This window comes from Acinetobacter sp. LipI_19 (genome assembly GCF_058242925.1).
The window spans coordinates 4,031,221-4,056,908 of the sequence record NZ_JBZAYK010000001.1 but is presented as its reverse complement, the minus strand read 5'-3'; the positions used below and the strand labels follow the sequence as shown (position 1 = coordinate 4,056,908).

23 protein-coding genes, 3 tRNA genes and 1 pseudogene are annotated in these 25,688 nt (G+C 38.3%); 6 read left to right on the top strand and 21 right to left on the bottom strand.

All coding sequences use genetic code 11. From position 1 onward, the window contains the following. Positions 1-23: 23 nt before the first annotated feature. The 5 genes from AC4CVF_RS19470 to prfB form a co-directional block, all read right to left on the bottom strand. On the bottom strand, positions 24-1,304 hold the full coding sequence (locus AC4CVF_RS19470; protein WP_490789858.1) for a 3-deoxy-D-manno-octulosonic acid transferase: 1,281 nt from the start codon (positions 1,302-1,304) through the stop codon (positions 24-26). Between the two features lie 125 nt (positions 1,305-1,429). Continuing rightward, complete coding sequence (locus tag AC4CVF_RS19465) at positions 1,430-1,612, bottom strand: hypothetical protein (protein ID WP_490789857.1); 183 nt, start codon at positions 1,610-1,612, stop codon at positions 1,430-1,432. A 29-nt stretch (positions 1,613-1,641) separates the two neighbouring features. Then, entirely contained in the window at positions 1,642-2,700 is a 1,059-nt protein-coding gene (locus AC4CVF_RS19460) for an alkene reductase (protein ID WP_490789856.1), read from the bottom strand. 37 nt (positions 2,701-2,737) lie between these two features. Next, positions 2,738-3,037, bottom strand: coding sequence for an ArsR/SmtB family transcription factor (locus tag AC4CVF_RS19455; protein ID WP_034614967.1), 300 nt, complete (start codon positions 3,035-3,037; stop codon positions 2,738-2,740). A gap of 140 nt (positions 3,038-3,177) precedes the next feature. Continuing rightward, positions 3,178-4,273 (bottom strand): peptide chain release factor 2 gene (prfB, locus tag AC4CVF_RS19450; protein ID WP_490789938.1). Its coding sequence is split into 2 segments (ribosomal slippage): positions 3,178-4,200 and positions 4,202-4,273, totalling 1,095 coding nucleotides; the frame shifts between segments, so codons are not numbered across the junction. Between the two features lie 486 nt (positions 4,274-4,759). Here prfB and AC4CVF_RS19445 point away from each other — a divergent pair. Beyond that, on the top strand, positions 4,760-5,527 hold the full coding sequence (locus AC4CVF_RS19445; RefSeq protein WP_336953789.1) for a putative porin: 768 nt from the start codon (positions 4,760-4,762) through the stop codon (positions 5,525-5,527). A gap of 146 nt (positions 5,528-5,673) precedes the next feature. Here the strand turns inward: AC4CVF_RS19445 and AC4CVF_RS19440 are convergent, their stop codons facing one another. The 4 genes from AC4CVF_RS19440 to AC4CVF_RS19425 form a co-directional block, all read right to left on the bottom strand. Beyond that, positions 5,674-6,594, bottom strand: coding sequence for a restriction endonuclease (locus AC4CVF_RS19440; protein WP_336953790.1), 921 nt, complete (start codon positions 6,592-6,594; stop codon positions 5,674-5,676). 268 nt (positions 6,595-6,862) lie between these two features. Further along, positions 6,863-8,431 (bottom strand): glutamine-hydrolyzing GMP synthase, encoded by a 1,569-nt coding sequence (gene guaA / locus AC4CVF_RS19435; protein ID WP_004823655.1) that lies wholly within the window; start codon positions 8,429-8,431, stop codon positions 6,863-6,865. A 120-nt stretch (positions 8,432-8,551) separates the two neighbouring features. Next, positions 8,552-9,178, bottom strand: a complete 627-nt coding sequence (locus AC4CVF_RS19430) for a hypothetical protein (protein ID WP_490789855.1) — start codon at positions 9,176-9,178, stop codon at positions 8,552-8,554. Positions 9,179-9,302: 124 nt separating this feature from the next. Beyond that, positions 9,303-9,719, bottom strand: a complete 417-nt coding sequence (locus AC4CVF_RS19425) for a DoxX family protein (protein WP_490789854.1) — start codon at positions 9,717-9,719, stop codon at positions 9,303-9,305. Positions 9,720-9,915: 196 nt separating this feature from the next. Between AC4CVF_RS19425 and AC4CVF_RS19420 the strand changes: the two genes are divergently transcribed. Next, positions 9,916-10,563, top strand: a complete 648-nt coding sequence (locus tag AC4CVF_RS19420; protein ID WP_333670074.1) for a DedA family protein — start codon at positions 9,916-9,918, stop codon at positions 10,561-10,563. A gap of 69 nt (positions 10,564-10,632) precedes the next feature. On the opposite strand, the gene AC4CVF_RS19415 is transcribed toward AC4CVF_RS19420, so the two are convergent. From AC4CVF_RS19415 to AC4CVF_RS19400, 4 genes are all read right to left on the bottom strand, one after another. Further along, a complete protein-coding gene (locus AC4CVF_RS19415; RefSeq protein ID WP_490789853.1) occupies positions 10,633-11,046 on the bottom strand; it encodes a hypothetical protein in 414 nt (137 codons plus the stop codon). A gap of 13 nt (positions 11,047-11,059) precedes the next feature. Beyond that, on the bottom strand, positions 11,060-11,896 hold the full coding sequence (locus tag AC4CVF_RS19410) for a ParA family protein (protein ID WP_004723483.1): 837 nt from the start codon (positions 11,894-11,896) through the stop codon (positions 11,060-11,062). Positions 11,897-11,981: 85 nt separating this feature from the next. Then, a complete protein-coding gene (locus tag AC4CVF_RS19405; RefSeq protein ID WP_333669467.1) occupies positions 11,982-12,374 on the bottom strand; it encodes a SirB2 family protein in 393 nt (130 codons plus the stop codon). A gap of 18 nt (positions 12,375-12,392) precedes the next feature. Further along, positions 12,393-12,701 carry a BolA family protein gene (locus AC4CVF_RS19400; protein ID WP_336953796.1) on the bottom strand — a complete coding sequence of 103 codons (309 nt, stop codon included), beginning with the start codon at positions 12,699-12,701 and terminating at the stop codon, positions 12,393-12,395. 217 nt (positions 12,702-12,918) lie between these two features. Between AC4CVF_RS19400 and AC4CVF_RS19395 the strand changes: the two genes are divergently transcribed. The 3 genes from AC4CVF_RS19395 to AC4CVF_RS19385 all read left to right on the top strand — a co-directional run bounded on the left by AC4CVF_RS19395 (position 12,919) and on the right by AC4CVF_RS19385 (position 13,234). After that, positions 12,919-12,991, top strand: a tRNA-Gly gene (locus tag AC4CVF_RS19395). Positions 12,992-13,037: 46 nt separating this feature from the next. Beyond that, positions 13,038-13,113: transfer RNA gene (locus AC4CVF_RS19390), tRNA-Gly, on the top strand. Between the two features lie 45 nt (positions 13,114-13,158). Next, a tRNA-Gly gene (locus AC4CVF_RS19385) sits at positions 13,159-13,234 on the top strand. Between the two features lie 182 nt (positions 13,235-13,416). Here AC4CVF_RS19385 and AC4CVF_RS19380 read toward each other — a convergent pair. From AC4CVF_RS19380 to AC4CVF_RS19370, 3 genes and pseudogenes are all read right to left on the bottom strand, one after another. Further along, positions 13,417-14,672: pseudogene (locus AC4CVF_RS19380) on the bottom strand (HlyD family type I secretion periplasmic adaptor subunit). Then, complete coding sequence (locus AC4CVF_RS19375) at positions 14,669-16,804, bottom strand: type I secretion system permease/ATPase (RefSeq protein ID WP_336953797.1); 2,136 nt, start codon at positions 16,802-16,804, stop codon at positions 14,669-14,671. The pseudogene AC4CVF_RS19380 and the gene AC4CVF_RS19375 overlap by 4 nt, the downstream one beginning before the upstream one ends. Further along, complete coding sequence (locus AC4CVF_RS19370) at positions 16,801-18,360, bottom strand: TolC family protein (RefSeq protein ID WP_333667306.1); 1,560 nt, start codon at positions 18,358-18,360, stop codon at positions 16,801-16,803. Before AC4CVF_RS19370 ends, AC4CVF_RS19375 begins: the two co-directional genes overlap by 4 nt. Before the next feature lie 416 nt (positions 18,361-18,776). Here AC4CVF_RS19370 and AC4CVF_RS19365 point away from each other — a divergent pair, with 416 nt between their 5' ends. Then, the gene (locus AC4CVF_RS19365; RefSeq protein ID WP_490789852.1) at positions 18,777-20,153 is read left to right on the top strand and encodes a phosphohexomutase domain-containing protein; all 1,377 of its coding nucleotides are present in this window, start codon (positions 18,777-18,779) and stop codon (positions 20,151-20,153) included. Positions 20,154-20,204: 51 nt separating this feature from the next. On the opposite strand, the gene galE is transcribed toward AC4CVF_RS19365, so the two are convergent. Genes galE through AC4CVF_RS19340 form a run of 5 tightly spaced genes read right to left on the bottom strand, consistent with a single transcriptional unit; the run spans position 20,205 to position 25,687 of the window. Further along, a complete protein-coding gene (gene galE, locus AC4CVF_RS19360; protein WP_490789851.1) occupies positions 20,205-21,224 on the bottom strand; it encodes a UDP-glucose 4-epimerase GalE in 1,020 nt (339 codons plus the stop codon). 10 nt (positions 21,225-21,234) lie between these two features. Continuing rightward, positions 21,235-22,896, bottom strand: a complete 1,662-nt coding sequence (gene pgi, locus AC4CVF_RS19355) for a glucose-6-phosphate isomerase (protein WP_490789850.1) — start codon at positions 22,894-22,896, stop codon at positions 21,235-21,237. Then, positions 22,893-24,152, bottom strand: coding sequence for a nucleotide sugar dehydrogenase (locus tag AC4CVF_RS19350; protein ID WP_336953801.1), 1,260 nt, complete (start codon positions 24,150-24,152; stop codon positions 22,893-22,895). Before AC4CVF_RS19350 ends, pgi begins: the two co-directional genes overlap by 4 nt. An 11-nt stretch (positions 24,153-24,163) precedes the next feature. Continuing rightward, the gene (gene galU, locus AC4CVF_RS19345) at positions 24,164-25,042 is read right to left on the bottom strand and encodes a UTP--glucose-1-phosphate uridylyltransferase GalU (RefSeq protein ID WP_490789849.1); all 879 of its coding nucleotides are present in this window, start codon (positions 25,040-25,042) and stop codon (positions 24,164-24,166) included. Between the two features lie 24 nt (positions 25,043-25,066). After that, positions 25,067-25,687: a sugar transferase gene (locus AC4CVF_RS19340; RefSeq protein ID WP_333667321.1), complete on the bottom strand. Its 621-nt coding sequence runs from the start codon at positions 25,685-25,687 to the stop codon at positions 25,067-25,069. Position 25,688 lies beyond the last annotated feature (1 nt).

Below are 25,688 nucleotides of genomic sequence, written 5' to 3'. Positions count from 1 at the left end.
TTTATTCATCAGCAATGTATAGATTATAAATATTGATCAATCACTGCAATATGTTTGTATAAAGAACCCTGATTACGCTTTAAAACATCAATCGCATGTTGGCTTAACTGCTGGGCAAAAGCTTGATCTTCCAAACAACGCACCAATAACTGAACCACCTCATCGACTGTTTTCCCTACTTTTAAGGCATCTGCCTGTAAGAACTCATCCACAATCGCTTGAAAATTAAAATAATGTGGTCCAATTACGGTGGGTACATCTAAAACCATAGCCTCTAAAATATTATGCCCACCACCGGGTTCATTTAACGATCCACCAACAAAACAAGCTTGGCTCAATGCATACCACAGCCACATTTCGCCCATACTGTCTGCCAAATAAACTTGGGTATTCGACTCGATCGCTTGCTCTAAGCTACGACGCTGTGCGGTTAAATTTAAACTTTGTGCAGCAGCAAAAACCTCATCAAAACGTTCAGGATGGCGAGGAACAACAATCAACAACCAATCTGGATATTGTTCTAAATAGGTTTTAAATGCGAGAAATAATTTTTCTTCTTCAGGTGCATGTGTACTGGCGATGGTGATGATTTTTCGATTTGCTAAATTCCAGTCCTGCTGCAATTGTTGTGCTTTATGAATAAATTGTTCAGGTGCAGAAATATCAAATTTAATACTTCCAAGTACTTGTGTTTTATCCTGTGGCATACCTAAATCTATAAATCGTTGTTGCGTAGCAGTATCTTGCGCCAATAACTGATCTAATTTCTGTAGCATTGGACGGGTTAGGCTTGGAACTTTGGCATAGCCTTTGGCAGATTTTTCTGAAAGCCGTGCATTCACTAAAATACAAGGCACTTTAAACTGTTGAGCTTGGTCAATAAGATTTGGCCATAGTTCAGTTTCAACCAAAATCAGCAATTTGGGTTGGTATTTCTGATAAAAATCAGCAACTAAATAGCGCTGATCGGCAGGCAAATATACCGCTTGAAATAATGCTTGATAAGGTGCTTTTAAGAATAACGATTTGGCACGTGCTTGACCTGTTTTTGTCGTATTGGTGACTAAAACACTATGACCTGCTTTTAAATAATGTTCTATTAAAGGCTGAGCAGCATTGGTTTCTCCGACTGAAACACAATGAAACCAAATGGCATGCTGATTCTTTACATCTTGAAAGGGGCCAAATCTCTCAACACATTCTTGTTGGTATTCTGTGCTATCTTTCGCACGCTTTTTGATACGCCATTGATATAAAGGCTTAACGATTTTAAGTGCTGTGTTATACCAAAAAGGAGTAGCCAAGCAGAATGTCTCAATATAGATGAATCGGCAAATATAACAGAGCCATATTCAGTTGTTAATGAATAATATTTAACGATTTGTTGTCAGCATGGTACTAGACCTTATGCTAGAGCAAATCTGATCTATCAACCAGCAATAACGCTGGCAAAATTTGGCTTTGCAGGGATGAAAAACGGTTTTTGGTTAAGAACTATGTTGTACGCCTTAACCAATGGCGATATCCATATCGCCATCCACTGGATCAGCGCTGTAGTGGTCAAATATTCAAAGACTAAGCCTTTGAATATACGATGTGGAATGTATTCCATGCATACTAACAGAGCATATAGTCTCAATATTATACTAAAGCAGGATAATCAATATAGCCTTCTGCAGTTTGTGAACCAATCATATTTTCGAACACCAATTCATTTAAAGGTGCATCTTGAATCAAACGTTCATACAAATCAGGATTGGCAATATAAGCCTTGCCGAAAGACACAGCATCTGCTTGACCTGATGCCAAGAGTTTGATGGCATCCTCACGGCTTAAACGCATATTGGCAATATATGGCACACCATTTGAACGTTGTTTCATATATTCACTGATACTGTCATCAGCTAAATATTCACGTGTAAAGAAGAACGCAATTTTACGCTTACCCAATTGTTCCAAGACATAACCAAAGGTTTCACGTGGATCAGCATCACCCATATCATGCTCATCACCACGAGGCGCTAAATGTATGCCCACACGGCCTGCGCCCCATACTTCAATTAAAGCATCCATCACTTCAAGTAAAAGACGTGCACGGTTTTCAATAGGACCACCATATTCATCTTCACGATGATTGGTTGAGCTTTGTAAGAATTGATCAATCAGGTAACCATTGGCTGCATGTAATTCAACGCCATCAAAACCAGCCGCTTTGGCTTTAATTGCAGCCTGTTTAAACTGTTCAGTGATGGTATGAATTTCGGAGATTTCCAAAGGGCGTGGCACGACATATTCACGTTTTGGACGTAGTAAGCTGACTTGTCCTGCTTGTTGTATTGCACTTGCAGATACAGGCGTTTCACCATCGAGTAGATCTGGATGTGAGACACGTCCCACATGCCATAACTGCGCCACAATCAAGCCACCTTGATCATGAACTGCTTGGGTTACAGACTTCCAACCTTCAACCTGTGCATCGGTAAATAGCCCTGGTGTATTTAAATAGCCATTGGCTTGTTCAGAAATCACTGTTGCTTCAGAAATGATTAAACCCGCACTGGCACGCTGTGCATAGTGTTCAGCCATGATTGCTGTGGGTACCCGATCAGCAGTAGCACGGCTACGGGTTAAAGGCGCCATCACGACACGATTTTTTAAATGTAAATCACCAAGTACAAGGGGAGAGTTAAGTTCAGCCATATTTGCCTCATCACTCGCTTTCTGATTGAAATCAGGCTTAAAGCGAGTTTTGTAGATAATCAATATATTGCTGAATTAGAGCTTCATTACGCGAGAAATATGACCATTGCCCATACTTTTCGGCCTGAATTAATCCTGACTGTTGCAAAACAGACAAATGATTTGACATCGTAGATTGAGAGACATTACCGAGCTTCTCGATATTCCCTGCACAGACACCACGACCAAAGCCACCGCACTGCTCTTCCGACAAATATTGTTGTGGCTTCTTGAGCCATTCCAATATCTGTCGGCGAGTCGGATTCGCTAATGCTTTAGAAATTAAATCAATATCCATCTTAGACACATTCAATTCAGAGCAAAGCTCCATTCAGCATCTTTGCATCTAATATATCGTATTTTTTCGATTTTAATATCGATTTTTTTAGATATATTACAAAAATATGAATAAAGCTTTGCTTTTGTTAAAAATTTAAATTAAAGACCTTGTTTTAAGCTGGCTTCAATAAATTTATCTAGATCGCCATCCAATACTGCACCCGTGTTCGAGTTCTCAACACCAGTACGCAAATCTTTAATACGAGAGTCATCCAGTACATATGAACGAATCTGACTGCCCCAGCCGATATCCGACTTTGAATCTTCAAGTGCTTGAGCAGCTTCATTACGTTTACTCATTTCCAGTTCGTACAATTTTGCACGTAACTGTTTCCAAGCATGATCACGGTTTGCATGTTGTGAACGCTGATTCTGGCATGCCACCACAATCCCAGTTGGTGCGTGAGTCAAACGTACTGCTGAGTCAGTTTTGTTAATATGCTGACCGCCTGCACCAGATGCACGATATGTATCTGTACGTACGTCAGCAGGATTAATATCAATCTCAATATTATCGTCCACTTCAGGCGATACAAATACTGCCGAGAATGAGGTATGACGGCGATTACCTGAGTCAAATGGTGACTTACGTACTAAACGATGTACGCCAGATTCGGTACGTAACCAACCATAAGCATACTCGCCTTCAACACGGATTGTTGCAGATTTAATCCCTGCAACATCACCATCTGATTCTTCCATTAATTCTGCTTTAAAGCCATGACGTTCGATCCAACGCATATACATACGTAACAGCATTGAAGCCCAATCTTGTGCTTCTGTACCGCCGGAACCCGCTTGAATTTCCACATAACATGGATTTGGGTCCATTGGATTACTAAACATACGACGGAATTCAAGTTTTGCTAACTCTTCTTCCGCTGCAGTCAATTCCGACTGAACATCTGCCAATAAGCTTTCATCATCTACTTCAACAGCAAGATCAAGCATCGCTTGTGCATCATCAAGCTGTGTCGCCAAGCCTTCTAAAACGTTGATCACGTTTTCAAGCTCGCCTTTTTCTTTTGCCATCGCCTGTGCACGGCTTTGATCATTCCAGATCGCTGGATCTTCTAACTCGCGGAGAACCTCTTCTAAACGCTCTTTCTTTAGATCGTAGTCAAAGATACCCCCGTAGTGTTAGACCACGGTCATTTAAGTCTTTTAGCTGAACTAGATAAGGATTAATTTCCACGAGTTTTAATCTCACATTTGACGTCTTTTAATTCGCAGGCATTCTACCACAGAGTGGAAAAAGTTGAGATATGGGATTTTATAGATCCATCTATAGCTCAATAACGCTATAACAAGAGAAGTGAAATGCATTGATTTTTTTGCAATCAGAAAAATCGTCATATCGTAGTCAAAGCTTGTGTTGATAAATTCTACAATTGATCATTTACTTAAAAGTATTTTAATTTCCGAATACTTTTTTATTACTAATTATGTCCAAACCTTACTCAAAGCGTACCAATATCCACACTATCTACACAATTTTAATAAAACAAAACATAAGTTTTATACATTTATTTTCAATATCTTAAATAAATTTTGTTACACAAACTCACCAATATTACATTTCAGTTACTATAGCGTGGTTGACGATTTTCATATTTGCCCTAGACTCGAAATTGTAACCAAACATGTATAAATCAATCAATTCTTCATAGGGGCGAATTCCATGAAAAAATTAGCAATCGCATCTGCAATCTTTTCCGTAGCCGCTTTAACTGGCACTGCACATGCTTACCAAGCCGAAGTTGGTGGTTCATATACATATAATGATCCAGATAATTTTGATGCAACTCATAGCTTTGGTGTAGATGGTACTTATTATTTTAAACCAGTACAAACTCGTAATTCACCGCTTAATGAGGCTGCATTCTTAGATCGTGCAAGTAATGTAAAAGCCAATGTAAATTATGCTAAAAATGATGGTGTAAAAGACAGCCAATACGGTGCAGGTCTTGAATACTACGTACCTAACTCAGACTTCTATGTAAGTGGTCGTGTAGGTCGTGATGAACTTGAAGTTGATAACACCAACATCGACAATAAAGTAACAACTTATGGCGCTGAAGTGGGTTATTTACCAGCTCCTGGTTTATTACTTGCACTTGGTGTGACAGGTTATGATGTTAAAGATGGTGATGACGGCGCAGACCCAACTGTACGTGCTAAATATGTAACTAAAGTAGGTCAATATGACGCTAACTTTGAAGCTTTTGGTGCATTCGGTGACTTGGATGAGTACAAAGTACGTGGTGACTTGTATTTAGATAAGACCTTAAGTGTAGGTGCTGACTACTACAACAATGATTTAACTGATCGTGATGAATGGGGTATTTCTGCGAAGAAATTCTTTAATCAAAATGTTAGCTTAGAAGGTCGTGTAGGTTTTGGTGATGACTACAACACTTACGGCGTTCGTGCTGGATACCGTTTCTAAGTTTAAATCTATTTAGCAATCGCTCTTTTGGAGCAACAAAAGCCAGTCAATTGACTGGCTTTTTTATATGTGTATAAATCATTAATTCAATACGTTTTAGTAAATTTGTAGTAAATGTCAGAATATTAAAATTCTTTTAAACACTTCTAAAAATTGTCTTCATCAAACCGATCTTGATCTATCTTATAAATATTAAAGCTTCTTTCAACCTGAACTCCTAAACCAAATTCAATCATTAAAGAAGTCAATTTATCTCCATCAATTAAAACAATTCCCGATTTTTTTGCAGATTCAACAGCCTCTTTACTAAAATTTGAGGTTGTAATGAATACCCCTTTTTTAGCAACTTGATCTGCTAAAGCGCCTTTAAATTGTTGAATATCCGGTCTTCCAACAGTATTTTCCCAACGCTTTGCTTGAATATAAATTTTATCTAGACCTAAACGGTCTTCACTAATAATTCCATCAATCCCACCATCACTTGTTTTACCAATAGCTTGGGCCGCATCTTGATGCGAGCCGCCATAGCCCATAGCAACCAATAAATCGACAACTAATATTTCAAAAAATTGAGGTGAGTTACTTTTAATTAAATTAAGTAGATCTATCTTTAAATCATTTTTTAATAAATTAGATTGTTGAGTGATTATTTCTGGCGGAGTCAGCTCATCTGAGCTTAAATTTATTTCCAGAATATCCTCTTTCTTTTGCTCTTTTTCAACTTTGGGATTTATTTTTCTAAACTCATTAAATGAATCAAATTGAGAGAGATACTTTCGATCCAGCTTTTTGAGATTTTTGAGATTTATATTTCTACCAAGATCAGATAACTTAAAATGTGCTTTTTGAGGATATTCAATAAACTCAGCTTTTTTTAAATAGGTTTTCGCCCACTGTAACCGATAAAAAATAACATTTCGACCATCTTCCATCGTTTCATTTATTTCTTCGTCAGAACAATTTAATTCAAGAATCAGGGCTTCATACGCCTCTTTTAAACTATAAGTCACATCATTTGACTGCATAATTTTAAGTAGTGGCAACATCAAATCATAGTGGGTATACATAATTACTCTAATAGGTCTTTCATTTTTTCAATTATATAAAAAAAAGAGCACCTAAGTGCTCTTTTTAAAAGTAATTTATCAAATTCTACCAAGAATAAAGCCCTTGGCGTAATTCAGGCAAGAAGCTTCGCTTCTTGAAATCCTGCTGCCGCGAGCATAGCTCTTGGCGTAAAATCAGCAAAATGCGTTGCATTTTGAAACCCTGCTGCCGCGAGCATAGCTCTTGGCGTAATTCAGGCAAGAAGCTTCGCTTCTTGAAATCCCTGAATTACTCCCATTCAATTGTTGCTGGTGGTTTAGAAGAAACGTCATACACCACACGAGAAACATCTTTAATTTCATTCATGATACGTGTCGAGATTTTATCAACCAACTCATATGGAAGATGCGCAAAACGAGCTGTCATAAAGTCAACAGTTTCCACGGCACGAAGTGCAATGACCCATGCATAACGACGGCCATCACCTACAACACCTACCGATTTCACAGGTTGGAATACTGCAAATGCTTGAGCAGTTTTGTCATACCAACCACTTGCACGAAGCTCTTGCATAAAGATATCATCAGCAAGTCGAAGAATATCAGCATATTCTTTTTTCACTTCACCCAAGATACGCACACCCAAACCTGGACCAGGGAATGGATGACGATAAAGCATTTCATGTGGTAAACCTAAAGTTGTACCTAAACGACGTACTTCATCTTTAAATAGATCACGAATTGGCTCAACCAATTCAAAAGCTAAATCTTCAGGTAAACCACCCACATTATGATGTGACTTAATCACATGCGCTTTACCATTTTTAGTTGCCGCAGATTCAATCACGTCAGGGTAAATCGTACCTTGCGCAAGGAAGTTTACGCCATCAAGCTTACGCGCTTCTTCAGCAAAAACTTCGATGAATTCACGACCAATAATTTTACGTTTTTTCTCAGGATCAACTTCACCAGCAAGTGCAGATAAGAAACGCTCTTCTGCATCCGCACGAATCACACGGATCCCCATGTTTTTCGCAAACATGTCCATCACTTGCTCGCCTTCATTTAAACGAAGTAAGCCATTGTCTACGAATACACAGGTCAGTTGATCACCGATTGCTTTATGCAACAATGCTGCAACCACAGATGAGTCAACACCACCTGAAAGACCTAAAAGAACTTTTTGATCACCAATTTGTTCACGTAATTGTTCAACACGTAAATCAATAATGTTTTCAGAATTCCAAAGATTACGGCAACCACAAATGCTGTGAACGAAGTTAGACAGTAATTCTGCGCCTTTGGCAGTATGTGTTACTTCTGGGTGGAATTGCACCCCGTAGAAACGACGCGTTTCATCACTCACTGCAGCAAATGGGCAGCTTGGTGTGCTTGCAGTCACTTTAAAGCCTGCTGGAATCGCAGAAACTTTGTCACCGTGGCTCATCCAAACATTGAGTTTGTCATCACCATCATTTAAATCACCAAGCAATTGATCACGTACTAAAACGTCAACTGCTGCATAACCAAATTCATGTACAGTACCTGGCTCTACTTTACCGCCAAGTTGTTCTGACATGGTTTGCAGACCATAGCAGATCCCCAATACAGGTACACCCAAGTTGAACACAACTTCTGGCGCACGTGGACTACCTTCCTCATGCACACTTTCAGGACCACCAGACAAGATGATACCGTTCGGATTAAACGCGCGAATGTCTTCTTCAGACATATCAAAAGCATACATTTCAGAATATACACCAGCTTCACGTACACGGCGTGCAATAAGCTGGCTATATTGAGAACCGAAATCCAAGATAAGGATACGATCTTCAGTAATTTGAGTATTGGTAGTCATGAGTCAACAACTATGCAGGCAAACGAATATAAGCGCCATATTCTATCATTTTTATAAGCCGTACGCACTCCATTCAATCAAGTTCCTTAGCTTTCTAAAAAATCATTTTAAATAATCAGCTTATAGGTTCATTTTGGCTTTAATGATGCTAATCAGTTCACTGGGGGTCATACAGCGATTTAAAAAATCTTCTAAGGAGCCTTCGTCGGTCACTTCTGTAAAAAACACCTCATGATCTGTGCCAAATAATGTTGGATTTTCAGGGTCTGGATCAGACAAGCAGATATAGTATCGATCAGGTAAGCTATAACGATAAAACAACTGTAGAAAATCAGGTTTTGGATTTTGGGTCAGCTGAATCACTGCTTTGAGATCAATATCATCCTCTAAAAAATCACGGTTCCATTCATCAAAATCAGCTGTACCAGCTTGATATGGAGTAAAGTGCACAGCTTGCCAAAAGGTTTGTCCGCGCACTTCTTCTGTTAACTGATAATACTCTTGAATCAGTTGATTAAAAAATCCATCTGGATTTAGATCTAGCTCGGCTTGATGTTGATCAATATAGTCACCCAAACCATAAATTGGTTCTTGATCATCGGCTGCCGCCCAAGGTGTATCCTGAGGCCGTTCATATAAAACGGTATTAAAGGTGATAGCGCACAGGTCATCAACCCATGACACACCTTTGACTTGATCAACATCACCGCCCAGTGCTTTTATTCTGTCTAGAATTTCTTTTTTCATTGTTAAAACTGAATTGAATATTTTTAGATAGCATAAACCAATTGATCCATTTGAATAGTGCTAAATGAACACACACAAAAGCCAGATACAGATCTGGCTTTTCAAAACTTTATTTATGTTTAAATTATTTTTCTATTACATGATCAAGACTCAATTTCCCAGCACCATGCAACATCAAGAAAAACAAACCGCCTGCCATTGCAAAGTTTTTCATAAAATTAATTGCATCTGCTTCACCACCATGAAATATCAACGCGGTAATCAAACTAAATATACCTAAACCAAATGCTGCAAAGCGTGCCTGAAAACCAAATAGCAATGCCAAACCACCACCCAACTCAACCAGAATGGTCAAAGGTAACATGGCACCTGGTACACCCATTGATTCCATATAACCGACAGTTGCGCTGTAAGCCGTGATTTTGCCCCAGCCTGCAACAATAAAAATATATGCCATAAGAATACGCGCAATCAATGCAATGATCGCATTCGCGGTGGGTTGATTCACAATATTTTTAACAACGATATTTGGATTAAACATGCTGTGACCTAATTTGTATTTCGTTCTGAAGATGTATACATATTAATCACTAAACATTTCAAGTTAAATACTTAAAAACTAAACTCATCGTTGCAAATTAAGAACAATAATAAGTTTTAAAAAATTACTTTTTAATACTGACTTTCATAACTCACACTGCTAGGATTTGTGCACCAATTCGCATAGTTTCTTCCTTATGGATCTGATTGACTTTATTTTGCACGTAGATGAACACCTATTTGAATTTATTAGAAATTATGGTATCTGGGTGTATGGAATTTTATTCCTGATTATTTTTGTTGAAACAGGTCTAGTGGTGATGCCTTTCCTGCCCGGGGATAGCTTACTTTTTGCCGCGGGTGCTTTAGCAGCCTCCACGGGTGCAATGGATCCTATGGTTTTAATTCTTCTGCTATTTATTGCGGCAGTTCTTGGTGATACCCTCAATTATCATATTGGGAAATATGTTGGACCTCGTGTTTTTGAAATTGATTCTAAATTTATCAACAAACAACACTTGTTGAAAACATCACAATTTTTTGAAAAACATGGTGGAAAAACCATTATTTTTGCCCGCTTTATCCCTTTTGCCCGTACTTTTGCACCCTTTGTCGCGGGTGCAGGAAGCATGAATTATAAGTATTTCCTAACTTATAATGCAGTCGGTGCAATTTGCTGGGTTGGCTCGTTTATTACTTTGGGTTATTTATTCGGTAATATGCCGATTGTGAAAGATAATTTTACCCATTTGGTTTTCGGTATCATTATTTTGAGTGTCTTGCCTGGTATTATTGGCTATATACGTCATAAATTTTTTAATAAAAATAAAATGCCCAACAATTAATAAACACTATGTTAAAAGTGATAAAAAAGCCGATTTCTAAAATCGGCTTTTTATATAACATCAAAACAGTTATTTTTTGACATACTGACGCTTAGGGACATAAGGACAATTTTTAAATTGAGCTGCCTGTGAAAGGGCATCTTGTTCACCATACAATCGGGAAAGCTCAGTATTTTTGGTATTTGAAGATTGCCCTAAATTTACAGAAATACTTGGACCAATGCCCCAACCCCAGCCACCGCTGCCCCAACCACCACCGACGCCTAATCCAACACCCACGCCTGTACGTTTCGCAGGTTGTACACCATTATTAATGTATTGTTGGATACGGTTAAATTCTGTATTCAATTGCATACAGTTCATTGCCTGATATTGCGTAGGCGATACATATGTAGGTTTAACCGTCGTCGTACAAGCAGATACGACCATTGTCGTTAAAGCAACGACTGATAATTTAACAGAAGTCATTTTCAATGATTTCATCACGATCTCGAAATTATTTTTTATCAATCTCATTGAACAATGATTGATAGGCTTGAGTCAATTTATGATCTGTAGCCAAATGAATTAATGGCAGATTTTTATGATGCGATTCTTTCATTAATACAGAAGGTGGCAACATATTTTCTAAAACAGGTAAACCTTCATCTTTAAGCTGTTGTACCACTTCACGCGGTAATTTTGCCTGAGCTTGATATTGATTGACCACAATGCCTTCGATTTCAAGTCGATCATTATGATCATCTTGAGTTTCTATGACATTTTGAATAAGCGTCTGTAATGCACGTTTTGAGAATACATCACAATCAAACGGAATCAGAACACGATCTGCTGAGATCAGTGCCGATAAGGTAAAAAAGTTAAATGCTGGTGGTGTATCAATATAAATACGCTCATATTGACTGGTTAAGGTCTGAATCGCATCACGTAACTTATAAATTTTATGCTTTGATTCTAACGCATGCTCTAACTCGCCTAAGCTCGGGCTGGCAGGTAATACATCCAAATCTTTAAAAGGTGAACGATGAATATATTGCTCAAAACCTTTATTTTTTGTTTTTAAAAGGCTACCAATGGCATTTCCAATCAATCCTTTTTGTTGATGATTCCCCAGCACATCATTAAAAAAATTTTCAATATTGGGTTCTAATGCGGTTTTTTCAGCCGAATAGGTGGCGTCATCACCCAAAAGATATTGGCTTGAATTTGCTTGAGGATCTAAATCAATTACCAGAGTTTTAAAACCCTGATATGCACTAATCGCAGCAAGATTCACTGTAATACTTGATTTTCCCACACCGCCTTTTTGGTTAAATACCACACGAGTTAGCATACAAGTTCCCCAAGCTATCATTATTTTTAAACTTGTATCTAGTTTAACCTAGACACTCTCCAAGTGTGAAATTCATGTCTAACAATCAGCTAAAAACTGGTTTAAGCACCACCAAAACTAAAGTTGCAAGTAAAGCAATTCCGCCAATCACTAAACCCGCTCGACGTTGTGCCAAAAGAATAGTGTCATCCTTTTTATAGGCTTTTATTTGTGAGGAAAGGAAAACCATAAACAAAATAATTTTCGCATAGAACCAAGGCTGCACTTTAAACTCATTCATGATCAATAAAGTTAGACCTGTAAATATAACCACCGTGAGGGAAAGATGTTGCAAGGCAACAAAAGCCACCCGCCCTTTAGGATTCGGCTGCTGGTTGTGTGTTCTAATAAATAATGTTGAAGCGCGTAAAACAAAAACCAGTATCAATAATGCAACACTGGTCATGTGAATGATTTTGATCAGCAAATGTATATCCATTTTAAATTACTCTGCACTTTATACTTTAGGTGCGTGAGCGCATTCTGGGCTTGCTGGTGCTTGACCTTGCCACTCACTTGGAAGATAAGCATGGATCGCTAAGGCATGAATTTTTCCAGGACTGAGTAAGTCTTTGGCTTCTGCGTACACTTTTTGGTGGCGTTGTACCAAACGTAACCCTGCAAATTGTTCACTGACAATGATCACCTTAAAATGCGACTCTTTTCCAGGAAAATACCCACCATGACCAGCAGACTCATTGATCACTTCTAAATGTGATGGCTCAAGTTGATTTAAACTTTCAATCAATTGTTGTTCTAAACTCATGCTGATTCCTTAGAGATCGATCAATGGATGAATGACATAGTATAGCGGATTCTTTGAGCATCGCTGAGTGTTCAACAAAGCTTTTGCTGTTCGATTTGATTTTTTTAAATTAAATTTTGATTTTTTTTCATAAAAATGTCTTTATTTTATGCAATTAGTGTTTTCCTTTGCAGAAAAATCTTGACCCTACCATCTGTTGATGTATTATACACCGCATGCGGGAATAGCTCAGTTGGTAGAGCATAACCTTGCCAAGGTTGGGGTCGGGAGTTCGAGTCTCCTTTCCCGCTCAAATTTTTTTATTCAGTTTTTTATTTAAAAAATTGGACAGACTCCGCGGGAATAGCTCAGTTGGTAGAGCATAACCTTGCCAAGGTTGGGGTCGGGAGTTCGAGTCTCCTTTCCCGCTCCAAAATTTTTTTATTCAGTTTTTTATTTAAAAAATTGGACAGACTCCGCGGGAATAGCTCAGTTGGTAGAGCATAACCTTGCCAAGGTTGGGGTCGGGAGTTCGAGTCTCCTTTCCCGCTCCAAATTTAAAAAGCCCTGATCGAAAGATTGGGGCTTTTTTTGCATTATTAATTTATAAATCATCAAAATACACTTACACACTTTATGCTGATTCATTCAATCAGTGTGTTGATCACAAAACGGTAAAAGCACAAAAAAACCAATCCGAAGATTGGTTTTTTAAAATAATCACCACATGATGCAATTATCTTTCTCTTAAAGCCTCTTTGGCTTTATTAAATGGTTTCAATAAATATTCAATAATTGTTTTTTGACCAGTACGAATATCTACCGTTGCCACCATACCTGGTGTTATTGAAAAGGATTTACCCGCTTTATTGGTCAACTTATCTTTATCTGTACGAATATAGACTCGATAGAAAACTGATCTTGTTTAACTTCATCACGGATGGTATCAGGAGAAATCACTGTCACTTTCCCTTCCAAGCCACCATAAATTGAATAATCATATGCTGTGATTTTTACCAATGCAGGTTGACCAGGGTGAATAAACGCAATATCTCGTGGCGAAATCCGAGCTTCAATTAATAACTGCTCATCAATCGGTACAATAGTCATCAATTTGCCATTTTGTGGAATAACCCCACCAATGGTTGTCACCGCAATTTCTTTAACCACACCACGTACTGGTGCTTTAAAAGTAGAGCGTGTCACTGAATCATTACGACCAGCAACAACTTGCTGTAATGACTGAATATCAGCGTTGGCTTTTGCCAATTCTTCACGTGACTTTACATAGTAGTCATTACGCTTATCATTGATTTGATTTTCAAAATTATTGATATCTCGTTTTAAGCGTAGCACTTCAACTTCAGAAGCAGCGCCTTTTGCCACCAAAGGTTGTGTCATTTGCAATTCATTTTGAACCAAAGATAATGCATGTTTTAAACCAGTAATTGATTCGTCTAAATTTGCACGACGCGAACTATACAGTGCACTTTCTTCTCTCACTAACGCAGGAACGGCCAAAACCTGTTTTGGAAACTTGATCGCTGTCCCATTTACTTCAGCTTCTAAACGTGATGCAGTGGCCAGTGTGGCAAGTAATTTCATTTGGCTTTCACCCACTTGTGACTCAAATCGAGTAGGATCAATTTGCGCAAGCGTCTGCCCCTTTTGAATAATGTCTCCCTCTTTGACATCTAAGCTGGTCAACACACCACCATCTAAAGATTGAATCGTCTGTTCTTTTGATGACGGAACAACCTTACCCGTTCCTGTAGAAACTTCTTCCAATTTAAATGCACAAGCCCAAATTAAGAAAGCCAACAAGCCAATTGCAACGATCCAAATAATAAATGTGGATTTCGGTAAAGGCGGTTCTGAAAATTTTAATGCAGAGGGATTAGTTGGCCGTTGTAACACATTGGAGACATGATCAACTTGAGCAGGTTCAGCATCTTGAGCTGTGATATTTTGGTCATTTTTTTCTTGGCTCATGTTGAAGTCCCTCCTGCATTTGCCTGCTGGGCAGGATTCAAAATGGCATCACGTGGCCCATCTTTGATAATCTTACCTTCATGTACAACGATAATACGATCAACAAGTTGCAAAACCGCAGGACGATGCGTCGCAACCACTAAAGTCCGATGACCTAACCATTCTTTTAAATGCTGGATCAACACTTTTTCAGAAACATCATCAATCGAAGCAGTCGGTTCATCCAATAACACAATATTTGGATTTCGGAGCAATAATCGTGTGAGTAACAGTGCTTGTTTCTGTCCTCCAGAGAACCCCACACCACCCTCAAGAATAAGATGATCTAGGCCTTCCTTTTTTTGTTCCACGATTTCTAAAGCATTGGTGATTTTTAAGGCTTGGATAATTTCATCATTGCTTGCTAATGGTGCACCCAGAGTTAAATTTTCACGAATGGTACCAAAGAACAAATGCGCGTTTTGATTTAGTAATGCCATATCACGGCGAATATCATCGGGATCAAGTAAAGATTGATCGACACCATCCAAACTGATCTTGCCCTGTACTGGCAATTGCATTCCTGAAAGTAACTGTAATAAGCTAGATTTCCCTGCCCCATTACGTCCAAGAATTGCAACTTTTTCACCTGCCTGAATTTTTAACTGTGGAATGACTAAAGTTGGGCGTGGATCATCTTCAGTATATTTAAATATCACACCTTTAAAATCATAATCACCTGAGAGGACTTTACGCTGAATCAATTGTGCTCGATCAGGACGGTCTACTGGCTTTTGCATCAGCTCATCTAAACCATTTTTAGCCACTTTGGCTTGTTGCCAACGACCTAATACACCTGTGATTTGTGAAATTGGCGCAAGCATACGTGAAGATAAAATCGAACACGCCACCAATGCCCCAGTGGTCATATCCCCTTTCATCACCGCAAAACACCCCACTAAAACCACAATCGCATAGGTCAGTCCTTGAATTTTTTGTGTCCAAGCATTTAACCAACCCACGATTTTACGTTGACGCATACTGACATCTGCAGACACTTCATTCATGTGATTCCATTGATTTTGAAATCTGGCTTCAGCACGTAATAACTTGATGTCCTCAATACCTTGAACCGCCTCGACCAAAATTGCGTTGCGAATTGCAGATTCACGCATCCCTTCAGTGGCTAAATGAGCTAACTTTTTCTGCACCAAGAACCCAGGAATAATCATCAGTGGTACAACCAGTAACATCACCCAAAAGATGTTGCCGCCAATAATCCAGAAAATCGCTAAAAATAGGAAGAAAAATGGTAAATCTGCAATTGCACTGATTGTTGTTGAGGTCACCAACTCACGAACACCTTCGAGTTCACGAATCTGTGATATGAACGAACCCGTTGAGCGGGCACGATCTTTATTTCGAATACGTAGTGCATGACCAAAGACGCGGTCTGAAATCTTGAGATCTGCGCGTTTACCAATAATGTCTGACAAATAAACCCGTGCAATGCGTAACACAAACTCAAAAACGGCTGCAATCAACACCCCACCTGCAAGCACCCACAAGGTTGGGATAGATTGAGATGGCACAACTCGGTCATAGACTTGCATAGAGAAAATAATGGTTGCCAATGCCAAAATATTGGCAATCATCGAAGCAACCATGATGTCTGTATAACGTTTCCAATCTTTTAAAACGATGTCCCAGAACCAGCTTTTTTCATAAGGTTTGATATATTCATCAACACGTGCATCGGGAATCGATGTTTCTGGTCGAAAAATATAAACACGACTGGCATTGGCTTGAAGTTCATGCAAGTTAAAAGTTTGTGAAAGGCCTTGATCACCACTTAACTGTAAGCTTGCATTACCCTCATTGTCGACTTTCTCGATAACCGCAACTTGACCATTGTTAAACTCTACAACAACCGGCAACCTCCATGGATTTAGTACATCCGTGGTGAAGTCTGCTTTGCGAACATTCAAACCCACTTGACGGGTAATAATGGACAACATGTCATCAATATTTGTGTATTTATTCCAATCCAGTTGCAGTCGAATTTGTTCTTCAGCAGGTTGCATCCGATAATGCTGAGCAACCGTAATGATCGCTTGTAACCAGGGTTGATAATTTAATGTTTTTGTATTCATGGTTGAACTTCAAACCCCTGAATTTGAATGTTATTTAAATGATAAGCATTTCTACTTTTACCGGTTACCTTGATATACAAAGCGATCGTGTCATAGATATCAAAGCGTGCCGCTTCCCTTTCTATTCTTGAACTTTGATAAGATTGCTCTGAACTTAATAAATCTAAGATTGAACGCTTACCTAATTTATATTGTTCTTCATATAGCTCACGAGTTTTTGCTGTTGAACGTTCCCGATCCAATAAAACCCAGATCTGCTTATCTGTGTTTTCAATGCTTTCTCGCGCAATTTGTGTTTGATCCATAATATCTAGGTAAGTTGCATTCAACTTTGCACGTGCCGCTTGTTCAGCAAAATTTGCAGCCTTAACTTGAGATCCCAGTGCACCACCTTGATAAAAATTACTGGACATCTGCACGCCGACAGAACCATCAGTATCATTTTCTAAACCAGTATTTGGATTTTGACCATTCAGTGCTTTGCTGACTGATCCTACTAATGAAATTGTGGGATAAGCACTCAATTGGGTTTGTTTCTTTTGGCTCTGCGCAACATCAATCTCTGCTTTTGCTGCAATCATCGTAGGAATGGTATTCATTTCAGGGTCGTCATAAAGACCTGATTGTTTTACAAATTCATCAGGAATATTAAAATCCATTTGACTCACATCAAAACCCAATAATGTGCGTAATTTTTGTTCTTGTTGTTTTAAAAAATTTTGCTGAGTAATTAAGTAAGAACGAGCGTACTCAACATAGCTTTGTGCTTGTACAGGATCGGCATTACTGCTGATTCCTGCGTCTGCTCTTAAACGGGCAATCTCATGTAAACGACTGACCCCATTTAATTGATCTTGCGCTATTTTGATAATATTGCGATAGCGCAGTAAGGATAAAATATCTCGCGCTGTTTGTGTCGATATATCATCAATACTGATTAATACATTGGCTTGCTCAACTGCCAATTTATTTTGTTGCGTGGTGACACTGGATTTTACTTTGCCAAAGTCATAAAGCAATTGGTTGGCTTCAACTGAATACAATTGGCGACCTTTGTCATTGGATGTAAAATCACCCGTATTCATACCCGCTTTTAACTGTGGGTAATATTGTGCTTTTGCCACATCAATATTGGCATTTTGTCCTGCCAATGTTGAAATCGTTTGAGCGATATTGGGGTTTCTTTTTACTGCAATCTGAATCGCATCTTCAAGACTTAAGATTTTTGCTTGGCTTGAATACGCCTTGCTTGTTTGCGCTTGTTCTAAATATAAATTATTGAGTGATGCCTTTTGTCCAGTATATGGCTTTACTATAGGCAGTTGATTCTGATTGCCTATATGTGTATCGGGTTGATATTTAAAATCGGTCAAATCCTTGAGCTGTACGGTTCTAAATGACTGATCATCTTTAGGTTTTATAAAACCTGTCACACCTTCTTTGATATTTTTTAAGTAGCTTGTTTCTTGTGTATAACCATTGTTCTGCAATAGAACCAATAAACTGACAGCACTCAAACTTTTTAACAATATAGTGGGCTTTTTTGCTATTAACATTCGCGAATGGCACCTAGAAAAGCTTTTAATTATCGGTATTGAATTATTTTGAATTATTTCCCTACCTCATTTCTATTCTACACATTATAAAATCTAATCAAATGCTTATTTTTACTTTTTAAAGTTAATTTTCTTTAATAAAATATTTTAAATTCAAAGAGTAATGATGATAAAACGTGACTCTTATCACATGAATTATAAGATTCCACATAGATCATCTCAAAAGCTATAAATTGGCAATGTGCAAATCATCACGGATGATCAAACATGATATTAAGAGTTCGGCTTGATGAAGTAGACACTTATTTAATTTCACACTTCAACTAAATTTACATCTTCCAATATAATTTCTTATACACTTTAAGGTTAAAATGATGTTTCACTACCAGCCAACCTTAAACAATATAAAGATGAACATGAATAAACTGACTTGTTTCAAAGCCTATGACATTCGAGGCAAACTGGGCACAGAGCTAAATGAAGAAATCGCTTATAAAGTAGGACGTGCTTATGGTCAAATCTATCAACCGAAAACTATTGTTATCGGTTGTGATATCCGTTTAACCAGTGAAGCATTAAAACAAGCAACGATTCGGGGCTTAAATGATGCTGGGGTAGATGTTCTTGATCTTGGGATGACGGGGACAGAAGAAGTTTACTTTGCTGCTTTTCATCTCGATGTTCAAGGTGGTATTGAAATCACAGCAAGCCATAACCCGATGGATTATAATGGCATGAAATTGGTTCGTGAAAATGCCCGACCAATCAGTGCAGATACGGGACTAAAAGATATCCAATCATTGGCTGAATCTGAACAATTCATTGAAGTCGAGAAAAAAGGCTCAGTCCAAAAATATAATATCCTGCCTGAATTTATTGAACACTTACTTACTTATATTGATCCGAGCAAAATTCGCCCGCTTAAACTGGTGATGAATGCAGGCAATGGCGCGGCGGGTCATGTCGTTGATGCAATCGAAGAAAAGTTCAAAGCGCTCAATATCCCAGTAGAGTTTATTAAAATCCATAATCATCCAGATGGTACTTTCCCAAATGGTATTCCCAATCCAATCTTGGTGGAAAATCGAGATAGCACTCGAAATGCGGTTTTAATACATCATGCGGATATGGGAATTGCGTGGGATGGTGACTTTGACCGTTGTTTCTTATTCGACGAAAAAGGTCAATTTATTGAAGGCTATTATATTGTTGGATTATTAGCCCAAGCTTTCTTGTTAAAAAAAGCCGGTGAAAAAATCGTACATGATCCTCGCTTAGTTTGGAATACACTGGATATCATTGACCAATATAATGGTATTGCTGTTCAATCTAAATCTGGACATGCCTTTATTAAAGATGTGATGCGTGAACACAATGCGGCTTATGGTGGGGAAATGAGTGCACATCACTATTTCCGCGATTTTGCTTACTGTGACAGCGGGATGATCCCTTGGTTATTGGCAATTTTAGTGGTATCAGAAACCCAACAATCATTATCAAGCCTTGTTGAAGGGATGATTGAACGTTTTCCTTGTAGTGGTGAAATCAACTTTAAAGTCGAAGATACTCAAAAAACTATTCAAAAAATCTTCGATCATTTTGCCGATCTAAACCCTGCAATTGATCAAACAGATGGCGTTAGCCTTGATTTTGGTGAATGGCGTTTAAATGTCCGTGCATCCAATACCGAGCCATTATTACGCTTAAATATTGAAAGCCGTGCAGATAAAAATCCTAAACCAATGCAAGACTATGTAGATGAGTTAACTCAGTTGATTCAGGGTAAGTTCTAAATGGCGATAAAAAAATAGGCGCTTAATGCGTCTATTTTTTTACAGTTAAATTTATGCTTGATAGCCTGTTGGATTTTGTTTTTGCCAATTCCAACTGTCTGCCAGCATATCTTCCAAAGTATACTTTGGCGTCCAACCTAATTCTTTAATTGCGCGTGCATTATTTGCAAATGAAGTTGCGACATCCCCCGAACGACGCGGTGCAATTTCATATGCAACAGAAACCCCATTCACCTGTTCGAAAGTGTTCTTCACTTCAAGTACAGATGAACCATTCCCTGTACCAATGTTCCAAGCACGGCAGCCTTGAGCCGCTAAACGGTTGTTTAAAGCACATAAATGCGCATTGGCTAAGTCAACCACATGAATATAGTCACGCACCCCTGTACCATCTACAGTGTCGTAATCATCACCATAAATCGAAAGTTTTTCACGACGCCCAACGGCAACCTGAGTGACATAAGGCATTAAATTATTTGGAATACCTTGTGGATCTTCACCAATACGGCCACTCTTATGTGCCCCAACTGGATTAAAATAACGCAAGAGTGCAATTGACCAGCGCTCATCCGCAATGGATAGCTTTTCCAACAATTGCTCAACAATTAACTTGGTATAACCATAGTTATTTGAAGGCATGCCTGTCGGCATATTTTCATCTAAGGGAGAAATATTCGCTTCATCATATACAGTTGCAGACGAGCTAAAAACTAAATTAAAAACACCCGCTCTTTGCATTGCTTGTGCCAGCTGAACTGATCCTGCAATATTATGATCAAAGTAAGTCAGTGGAATTTGCTGACTTTCTCCCACTGCTTTTAAACCGGCAAAATGAATCACAGCATCAATTTTGTTGTTTGAAAAAACTTGATCTAAATCATGTTGATAACGAATGTCGCCTTGAATAAATTTCAGCGTTTTTCCAGTCAACGCTTGGACACGTTTTAATGATTCTTCCGAGCTATTTGATAAATTATCTAGAACAATAACCTCATGTCCAGCCTCAAGTAACTCCACACAAGTATGTGATCCAATATAACCCGCACCGCCTGTTACTAAAATATTTGCCATAAATTTTTCTCTATTCTTTACCCAGCAATATCTTGATTAAACCTTGTGTTGAAGCATCCAGTTGAGACACGTCTTTTTCTTTACCATTGAGGATAGGGAGTAATTGATTAGCAATTTCTTTGCCTTTTTCAACCCCCCATTGATCAAATGGATTAATATTCCAAATGACCGATTGCACAAATACTTTATGTTCATACAATGCGATCAGCATCCCTAAACTATAAGGGCTTAGTTCTTGTAACAATAGCGTTGAGCTTGGTTGGTTACCTTCATATTGTTTATATACAGGTAAGTCTGATAATTCATTGGCATTTAATGCTGTGTTACCAAAAGCCAATAATCGCGACTGGGCCAAGCAATTGGATAAAGCCAAATGATGCTGCTCAATTAAGGATTCCGCACTTTCTGCATAGGTGAATTGATTCGAGTTATAACGCTGTACCGGCGCAATGAAATCACAACTCACTGCATGGGTTCCTTGATGCAAAAGCTGATAAAAAGCATGTTGCGCATTTGGTCCCACTTCCCCCCAGACGATTGGACAGGTGTTTAAATCAACTTTTTCATTATTTCTTTGAATCGACTTACCATTCGATTCCATCTCAAGTTGCTGTAAATAAGAAGCAAAATATTTTAGACGGCCATCATAAGGCAATACTGCATGGGTCTGAATATTTAAAAAATTATTATTCCAGACCCCAAGCAAACCCATCAATACGGGAATATTTTGTTCAAATGAGGCTTTTTGGAAATGTTGATCAATCGCATAAGCGCCTGCGAGCAATTGCTTAAACCCATCAACACCGATCTGCAATGCAATTGGTAAACCAATACATGACCACAGCGAGTAACGACCACCGACCCAATCCCAAAGTAAGAACTGGTTTTCTGCTGCAATTCCCCATTCTGTCATTTTCTCAGGCTTGGTTGAAACCCCAATAAAATGATGTTGGATCACACTGTTTTGTGTACCCAAATCTTTTTCTAACCACTGACGAACTGTTTGAGCATTGGATAAAGTATCAATGGTACCAAAAGACTTAGATGAAATAATAAATAAGGTGGTTTCTGGGCGTAATTGATGTAATAAATCAGAAAGCTGACTACCATCCATAGTTGAAACAAAATGTACTTTTAATGGTTTAGAGGTACTGACTTTATAATCTGATAAGGCATGACTCACCATCAATGGTCCCAAGTCAGAACCACCCACACCAATATTGACCACGTCCTGAATCACTTCACCTGTCGAACCACGACATTGTCCCGCGTGGACTTTATCAACAAGCTGGTACATACGATCTAATTGTTGATGCACCAACTCAGCCAGCTCAGGGTAATCTTGATCATGTTTCGGTAAGCGCAATGCCCAATGCATTGCTGCTCGGTCTTCCGTATAATTGATCGATTCTTCAGTAAATAAACGTTTGATCCATTGCGTTAATTGTTTTGAATCTGCAAATTTAAACAAGGCATCGCATGCATTTTGGTCAATACGATGTTTGCTATAGTCAAAACTCAGTTGATTAAAATGTACTGAGAACTTGTCAAAACGCTGTGGATCTTGTTCAAATAAATCGGTTAAGCGCAATTGCTGTTGTTCTGTAGCAAGATTTTGCAATCCTGCTAAATGCTGATTTCTTTGATCAATATTTAATATAGAATTTGTCATACTCGCCCTACACCCTGATAAGCAAAACCTTGTGCTTTGACGAAATCTGGATCTAACATATTACGACCATCGAGAATTAAAGGATGGGCCATTTTCTGTAAAAGTTGCGAATAATCTGGACTCCAATATTGCTTCCAAGCCGTCAATAAACACAATGCATGTGCATTTTCTACGGCTTGGTATTGATCATGACATAAAATCAAATCAGTGCGTTCGCCATAGAAATTTGCTACCCGCTCCAAGGCTTGTGGGTCATGCAACTGTACAATCGCGCCTTGCGCCCAAAGCGCTGCAAGCATGGCATGAATTGGCGAGTTCTCAATACTGGAGGTATTTTCTTTAAAAGAAGCACCCCAAATCGCCACAACTTTACCTGTTAACTGCCCTTGATAGTAATTCCACAGTTTTCTAAATAAAATTTCTTTTTGTTGTTCATTGATATTCCAAACCTGATCCAGCAACTGGCTTTTGATCCCGGAGCCCGCCACTGTACCGGTTAAGGTTAAAATATCATGGGAGAAATTTTCCCCACCAAAACCAACACCTGCAGATAAATATGATGCGCCAATTCGACTATCAGATGCTAATCCCTGTTTAACATTATGAATATCAATATTTAATTTTTCAGCAACTTGCGCCATATCATTCATATAACTGATGCGTGTTGCCAACATGCCTGAAATACTCAGCTTGGTAAATTCAGCATCTAAAAATGGCATAAACAAATATTGATGTTTTAATTGAAAAAAAGGTCTTAACAATTCTTTGATAATCTGCTGTGTTTCAGATTGATCTACACCCACAATTACTTGCTTTAAGTCAATAAAACTTTGAATCGCATTGCCTTCTTGAATCGTGTCAGGCAAATAAGCCCAATGGTCAGTCACTAAAATTTGTTTAAGTTCTTCAGTGCCCTGTAAACCGAACGTAGAACCATTGATCATCAGTCTTGGATGAATAATAGGAAGTCGTTTTAATTCTTCAGCCAAGCGCTTAGCTTGATCAAATTCAGAAGGGTTAAAACTAAATAAAAAAACTTCACTTTGCAATTTAAGCTGTTTTAACCCAACCAATTGAATTGCATTGTTTTTAATCTGTTTTTGAATGAGTTGATTTAAATCTTGATCTTGATAATGTACTGAGTATTGATGATCAGCGCCTACTTGAGGACACCAATATACGTGGTGCCCATATTCAGCAAACAAGCCAGCGAGTACGCCAGCTTGAAGTGTTGTGCCAAATACACAAATATTCATATCATATCCAATTATAATAAATTCAATTCTTTAATAAGTAGTTTAAATTCTTCACCCAACTTAGGATGTTCAATACCATAGTATAATACTGCTTTTAAATAACCAATTTTACTACCACAATCGAAAGTTTGACCTTTCATACGATACGCTTCGACATTTTCTAATTTTTGTAATGCAGCAATGGCATCCGTCAATTGAATTTCATTGCCCGCACCTTTAGGTGTCTGTTCTAATAATTGCATAATTTTAGCAGGAAGCACATAACGTCCCACCACAGATAAATTTGAAGGCGCGCTACCCACTGCCGGCTTTTCGACAATGCCTTTCATCATGATACTTTCACCCTCAACAGGTGAAGATGCAACATCCACAATACCGTATTGATCCACTAGATGATCAGGGACAGCCTCTACCATAATCTGCGATGCTTTAGATGTATTAAAACGATGAATCATTCTCGCTAAGTCGTTTTCTGTACTATTTTCTTTCACCAAAACATCTGGCAATAACACAGCAAAGTCATCATTTCCAATTACTGATTTCGCACATAAAACAGCATGACCTAAACCCAATGCTTGAGGTTGGCGTACAGTGACTACACTTATATGTTTAGGTAAAATTTCAGTAATTTCTTTGAGTAGATCAATTTTTTTCTTATTTTCTAATGTGGTTTCCAACTCAAAATTTCGATCAAAATAATTTTCTATGGACGCTTTTGATGAGTGTGTCACCAAAATAATTTGTTCAATTCCAGCCGCCACTGCTTCTTTGACGACATATTCAATTGCAGGGCGATCTACAACAGTCACCATTTCTTTAGGAATTGATTTACTTGCAGGTAAAAAACGAGTGCCTAATCCAGCAACAGGTAAAATGGCTTTTTTGATCATAACTTAAAACTTCAATTTATTAATTTAAGACTTTACTTCATCATTTTTTGCATCTGATTCATTCCCTTTGAAAAGAGAAGGACCAACATGACCAGGCGCATTGATGCCTTCTCGATTTGTCATGACAGAAACTGTTTTAAACATAATTTTAAAATCAACCAATAGGCTTTGGTTATCGACATACCAAACGTCATACTTAAAACGTTCTTCATAGTCCAATTCATTACGACCGCTTATTTGTGCAAGACCCGTCATACCAGGACGGACTTCTAAACGACGTGCTTGTTCAGGTGAATAAAGCTCAACAAATTCTTTCAGCATTGGTCGTGGTCCAACTACACTCATATCACCTTTTAAGACATTGATCAGTTGTGGCATTTCATCCAAACTGGTTGAACGTAATTTTTGTCCAAAAGGCGTGATACGTTGCTCATCGGGTAATGGGTTACCCTGAGTATCGGTTGCATCTTTCATTGAACGGAACTTCATCATTTTAAAAAGTTCACCGTTCTTTCCTGGTCGCTCTTGATAGAAGAAGATAGGAGACCCTAAATTTTTGCGCACTTTATAAGCAACAAATAAAAAAATAGGCGACAAAATCATTAATGCCGTCAATGATATAACTATATCTACCAATCTTTTCATT